We start from the raw sequence: 6,011 nt of genomic DNA on the forward strand, positions 1-6,011 counted from the left end.
CTGCCCGCCCACCCCTGGGCACCGGGTCCGCAACCCGCCGGACACAACATTGACATACTTCACTGCGTGATCTAGCGTCGGGTCGAATCGATTCGACGACCGATGGTCCCGCTCGGGCGGCGAGGCCACTGGCGGGATCGTGTGCCGATGAGCCGGCCGGGCGCCGTGGCACATCGCGTCTCCCCCGAGGTTCCGCGTGCGTCCACGTGGTCGGCGGGTGCAGCCGGCAGCCACGCGTGTGGTCACCACGGCCTCTTCTACCTGCATCAATTCGTGCCGAGTGGCGGGAGTCCCCTCATGACAAGACGTAGACCCATCCTTGCTTCGCTGGCGACGGCGGCTGTCGTCGTGGCCGCTGGCGCGGCGGCACTGACCGGTGGCCTGAGCACCACAGCGTCGGCCGCGGACGTCGTGCCGGCCGCGGCGACCGCCGGCTGCGGCAAGGCCCCGACGTTGACCAGCGGCCAACGGTCCATCCAGAGCAGCGGCCAGAACCGCAGTTTCATACTGCGGATCCCGGACAACTACGACCGCAACCACCCGTACCGTTTGATCTTCGGGTTCCACTGGAACGGCGGGACCGCCGGCGACGTCGACGGCGGTGGGTCGGACGGGGCGGCCTGGTCCTACTACGGGCTGCGGCAGCAGGCGAACAACAGCACCATCTTCGTCGCCCCCCAAGGCAACGGGAACGGCTGGGCCAACCCCGGCGGCCAGGACGTCACCTTCGTCGACAACATGATCAGCCTGATCGAGGCCGACCTCTGTGTCGACACGACGCAGCGCTTCGCGCTCGGCTTCAGCTACGGCGGAGGCATGAGCTATTCGCTGGCCTGCTCCCGGGCCGGTGTCTTCCGCGCCGTCGCGGTCTACGCCGGCGGGCAGCTCAGCGGTTGCAGCGACGGCACCCAACCTATCGCGTACATGGGCATCCACGGCATCGGGGACTCGGTGCTCAACATCTCCGCCGGACGGTCCCTGCGGGACAGGTTCGTCCGCAACAACGGCTGCACCGCCCAGAACCCACCCGAGCCGAGGTCCGGCAGCCTGACGCACATCACCACCACCTACTCCGGCTGCCGGTCCGGCTATCCGGTGGTGTGGGCCGCCTTCGACGGCGGGCACACCCCCGGTCCGGTGGACGGCGGCGGAGACAGCGGAGCCAGGACCTGGACCAAGGGCGAGGTGTGGCGGTTCTTCACCCAGTTCGGCAGCACCGACCCGACCACCCCACCCACGACCCCGCCGCCGACCACCCCGCCGCCGGGCAGCACGTCGGCGCTGCGCAGCACGTCGTCCGGCCGGTGCCTGGACGTCAACGGCGGGTCCCAGGCCAACGGCGCGGCCGCGATCATCTGGGACTGCCACGGCCAGAGCAACCAGAGCTGGACCTCGACCTCGGCCCAGGAGCTACGTGTCTTCGGCGGCAAGTGTCTCGACGTGAACGGCGCCGGCACCGCCAACGGCAGCTCGGTGATCATCTGGGACTGCAACGGCCAGTCCAACCAGAAGTGGCGGCTCAACTCCGACGGCTCGATCACCGGAGTCGGTTCGGGCCGCTGCCTGGACACGGTCGGCAACGGCACGGCCAACGGCACCCGCGTCCAGATCTGGGACTGCAACGGCGCGGCCAGCCAACGATGGAGCCGGAGTTGAGTTCGGCGAACGCAGAAGGAGGCTCAACCATGCGGCTTCGCAAACTGTCCACCCCCTGGCTGGGGGCGGCCATGGCGGTCCTGGTCCTGTTCGCCATCGGGGCGTACGTCCTCACGACCGTCAGCTCGGCGGCCGCGGCCACCACTGCCGGCTGCGGCAAGGCGCCCGGACTGAGCAGCGGTACCCACACCATCCAGAGCGGCGGCAAGAGCCGCAGCTTCATCCTTCGGCTCCCCGACACGTACAACAACACCTACGCCCACCGGCTGGCCTTCGGGTTCCACTGGTTGGGCGGCACCGCCACCCAGGTCGCGTCGGGCGGCACCGACGGAGCCGCGTGGGCCTACTACGGCATGCTCTCGCAGGCGAACAACACCACGATCTTCGTCGCCCCGCAGGGCCTCAACAACGGCTGGGGCAACTCCAACGGTGAGGACGTGACCTTCACCGACGACATGATCCGTACCATCGAGAACGCCCTCTGTGTGGACACGACCCAACGTTTCTCGGTCGGGTTCAGCTACGGCGGGGCGATGAGCTACTCGTTGGCCTGCTCCCGGCCCACAGTGTTCCGGGCGGTCGCGGCAATCGCCGCCCCCGGAGCGATCAGCGGATGCAGCGGCGGCACCCAGCCGGTCGCGTACCTGGGGATTCACGGCATCAACGACAACATCCCCAGCGGACGATCCTTGCGCGACAGGTTCGTCCGGAACAACGGCTGCGCGGCGCAGAACCCGCCCGAACCGGCGTCGGGCAGCCGGACCCACATCACCACCGCGTACTCGTGCCAGGCCGGATATCCGGTGCTCTGGGCCGCGTTCGACGGCGGCCACCAGCAAGGTCCGGTGGACGGGTGTGCCGGCTGTGAGAGCGGCGCGCGGAGCTGGGTCAAGCAGGAGGTGTGGCGGTTCTTCAGCCAGTTCGGGTCCACCGTGCCGCCCACCACTCCCCCGCCGTCGACCCCGCCGCCCGGCCAGCAGAACGTGCTGATCGCGGGGACCCAGTCCGGCCGATGCGTCGACGTCCCCAACTCCAGCACGACCAACGGCGCCCGCCCCCAGCTCTGGGACTGTCACGGCGGCACCAACCAGCGCTGGACCTACACCACCAACCGCACCCTGACCGTGTACGGCAACAAGTGTCTGGACGCCACCGGAGGCGGCAGCAGCAACGGCACCGCTGTCATCATCTGGGACTGCAACGGCCAGGCCAATCAGCAGTGGAACCTGAACGCCAACGGCACCATCACCGGAGCCCAGTCAGGGCTGTGCCTGGACGCCGTCGGCTCCGGCACCGCCAATGGGACGCAACTGCACCTCTGGGCCTGCCACGGCGGCGCCAACCAGCAGTGGAGCACGCGCACCTAGACAACTGCGCCCCGACCCTGGCTCAGGCTGCGAGCGCAGCCGGCCGCCGGCGGTGACCATCGGTCACCTCGATGAGGGCGGATGCGGTAGTGAGCGGTATACCTCAGAGTCATATTCATACCTCTGAGGTATACCGCTCACCAACACATCGACATGGCTGGGAGCACTCCTGCCTCGACCGGACCGAGCAGGCCCCATTCCATGCAACCCTCACCTTAGACATTCACAGCCTTCTATGCTTTGCGCTCTGGGCGGGTGGCCCGGACCAATCTGTGAAGGAGCTTCAATGGGAGGAAGAATCCGCGCTGCCATCGTCGCCGCGACGGTGCTCGGGATGGTCGTGGCGTCGGCCGGTGTCGCGCAAGCCGGCCCGCCGTCGCAGCCGTCGATGCGTGACGCGCGGGCCGCCGCAGCGACGTCGGGCGAGATCGGCGTCGCCGCGAACGGCGGTTTCGGCACCGCCGCGACCTGGTTCACCGGCACCGTCGCGGTTGGTGGCACGCAGGGCTGGACCTGGCAGAACGCTCCGGCCGACGCCGCGTACGTGGTCGGCTACAACCCGGCCGGCGCCACCACCTCGACCATGTGCCAGTTCGAGACGATCAGCAGCCAGTACGTGCAACTGTGGGGCGGGCAGAGGCAGTTCCAGTTCACCCTCAAGAACGTCGGCTCGATCGCCTGCGGCGCGACGGTCCAGCTCGCTGCGGTGAGCAGCACTGCGTACGCCTCCACCGGCGGCGTCAGCCCGGGTGGCACCCAGACACACCTGTGGAACATCCCCTGGCACACCAACTGGGTGGTCGCCCTCAACCCGAATGGCGCCACGAGCGCGGCGGCGTGCCAGTTCCGGGTCACGCGCACCTGGTTCGTGCAGCCGGGCGCAGCGGGCGCGCTCCGCCAGTTCTGGGTGGAGGTCAAGAACGTCGGAACCGTCGCCTGCCAGACCGATATCCGGCTCGCCTCCACCGCCGTCAGCTACAGCTTCACCATCGCGTCCATGGCCTCCGGTGCCACGTGGTCCACGACCTGGAACAACGCGAACCCCGTCACCTCGGTCTACCTGGTCGGCGCGTCACCTCAGGGCAGTTACCCCATCACGTGCCAGTTCGAGGTCACCCGCATGATCTACCGCCAGCGCATCAACAGCAACGGCTCATCCGAGCGCCAGATCACCATCTCGTTCAAGAACCTCGGCGGGACCACCTGCGGAGGGCTGGCCGAACTGCAGACCCTCGCGGCCTGATCCCGCAGCCGTCGCTGCGGCCATCGCCCGACAACCACAGTTGTCGGGCGGTGGCCGGTGACCGGTCAGGGTGTCCAGCGCACGTTCGGGTTCACCCGCCCGGACCAGTCGAAGACAGCCATGTTGTCCCACTGGTTTCCGGTGCCATTGATGTTGGCCGGGTCCCAGCCGTTGCCGCGGACGGCGTACCAGGTCGGTTCCCAGTAGAAGACACCGATGGCCCCGGCGTTGCGGGCGGTGTTCTGGACCCAGTCGAACTCCTGGGCCTGGCCGGACCAGGTCGCGCTGATGCCGTCACAGGTCGCGTCGCCAATGGCGTTCGGCTCGCTGTCCGCGTTGTCCCGGGTGAAGGGGTACGCGGTCTCCGCGATCACCACCGGCTTACCGTAGCGGCCGCGTAGATCGACGATGTTGTTGTAGAGGTTCGCCAGGCTGCCATGCCACATGCAGTAGTACGACTGGGCGGTGATGTCCCACTGCACGCCCTGCGCGCGGATGCCGTCGTAGAACCAGCGGGCGTTGGCATTGCTGTCGGCGTTCGCGGTGTGGATCATCACCGGGATGCCGCTGCCGCATGCCTTCACCGCGTTGTAACCCTGCTTCAGCAGGCCGGCGAGTGGGGCGAAGTCGTTGTTGACGACCTTTCCCTCGTTCCACAGCATCCCGACGTTGATCTCGTTACCGATCTGCACACTGTCCGGCAGGGTGCCCTGTGCCCGCAGGCTGGAGCAGACGTCGTAGGTGAAGGTGTACACGTCGGCACGTAACTGGCTCAGGCTGTGGCCGATCCAGGCCGCCGGCTTGTACTGCTTGCCGGGGTCGGCCCAGGTGTCGGAGTAGTGGAAGTCGATGAGCACCTTGAGGCCCTTCGCCCTGGCCACCCTCGCCTGGGCCAACACCCTGCTCTTGTTGTTGTAGCCGCTGGCCGGGTTGTTCCACACGCGCAGCCGGACGTAGTTGACGCCGACGGACTTCAGGATGTCCAGTGGGTCGCGGGCGACACCGCCGGCGTCGTAGTACCTGGCACCCAGGTCCAGGCTGCGCTGCAACGAGGAGACGTCGGCGCCCCGCATGCTGAGCGTGTTCGCGGCGGAGGCGGGCGCGGGGGTGGTGGGGACGGCGAGGATGCCGGCGAGGGCGGCCCCGAGCAGGGCCCTGGTGCGGCGACGGGGTGTGGGCGAGTAAGTGCTCACGAGACTCCTTCCGGAGCGGGACGGGCGGCGCTCAGCCCACGGCGCAGGGAGCGCCGTTCAGCGAGAAGGCGGTCGGTGGCGCGTCGTTGGCGCTCCACCGGCCCTGGACGCCGAACGTCGCCGAGCCGTCGGGCGCGAGGACACGGTTCCAGCCGACGTCACGAGCGGTCACGGTGGCACCGGTCTGGCCGACCGTGGCGTTCCAGTGCGACGTGACCTGCTGGTCTCCGGGAAAGGTGAAGGTGACGATCCAGCCGTCGACAGGCGCCGTCCCGATGTTCTGGACGGTCACCGTGGCCACGAAGCCGCCCTGCCATTCGGACTGGTTCCGGTAGGTCGCCCGGCAGGTGGAGGGCGGAGGGGTCGGCGGGGTCGACGTCGTGGGCAGTTCGACGGTGTTGGACGCGATCGACACGTTGCCCGCCGCGTCCCGGGCCCGCACGTAGTACAGGTTCCGCGAGGCCGGCTGACCGGCCCGGTTCTCCGCTTCTGCCTCGATCAAGTGATGAAAAGTAGGTTCCAGGGGCCACGCGGACCTACTTTTCATCACTT

5 protein-coding genes are annotated in these 6,011 nt (G+C 68.4%); 3 read left to right on the forward strand and 2 right to left on the reverse strand.

Annotation, left to right across the window (positions count from 1 at the left end; translation table 11 throughout):
* Window positions 1–297 precede the first annotated feature (297 nt).
* The 3 genes from ACWCO3_RS29965 to ACWCO3_RS29975 all read left to right on the forward strand — a co-directional run bounded on the left by ACWCO3_RS29965 (window position 298) and on the right by ACWCO3_RS29975 (window position 4,266).
* Window positions 298–1,656 (forward strand): lectin, encoded by a 1,359-nt coding sequence (locus tag ACWCO3_RS29965; RefSeq protein WP_358052618.1) that lies wholly within the window; start codon window positions 298–300, stop codon window positions 1,654–1,656.
* 29 nt (window positions 1,657–1,685) lie between these two features.
* Window positions 1,686–3,023 carry a ricin-type beta-trefoil lectin domain protein gene (locus ACWCO3_RS29970; RefSeq protein ID WP_145780135.1) on the forward strand — a complete coding sequence of 446 codons (1,338 nt, stop codon included), beginning with the start codon at window positions 1,686–1,688 and terminating at the stop codon, window positions 3,021–3,023.
* Window positions 3,024–3,309: 286 nt separating this feature from the next.
* On the forward strand, window positions 3,310–4,266 hold the full coding sequence (locus ACWCO3_RS29975; RefSeq protein WP_357928738.1) for a hypothetical protein: 957 nt from the start codon (window positions 3,310–3,312) through the stop codon (window positions 4,264–4,266).
* A 65-nt stretch (window positions 4,267–4,331) separates the two neighbouring features.
* Here ACWCO3_RS29975 and ACWCO3_RS29980 read toward each other — a convergent pair whose 3' ends face one another.
* Window positions 4,332–5,459, reverse strand: a complete 1,128-nt coding sequence (locus ACWCO3_RS29980) for a glycoside hydrolase family 53 protein (protein WP_450013230.1) — start codon at window positions 5,457–5,459, stop codon at window positions 4,332–4,334.
* 31 nt (window positions 5,460–5,490) lie between these two features.
* The gene (locus ACWCO3_RS29985; RefSeq protein WP_450013232.1) at window positions 5,491–5,961 is read right to left on the reverse strand and encodes a cellulose-binding domain-containing protein; all 471 of its coding nucleotides are present in this window, start codon (window positions 5,959–5,961) and stop codon (window positions 5,491–5,493) included.
* Between the last annotated feature and the right edge of the window lie 50 nt (window positions 5,962–6,011).

This window comes from Micromonospora sp. NPDC002411 (assembly GCF_053592955.1).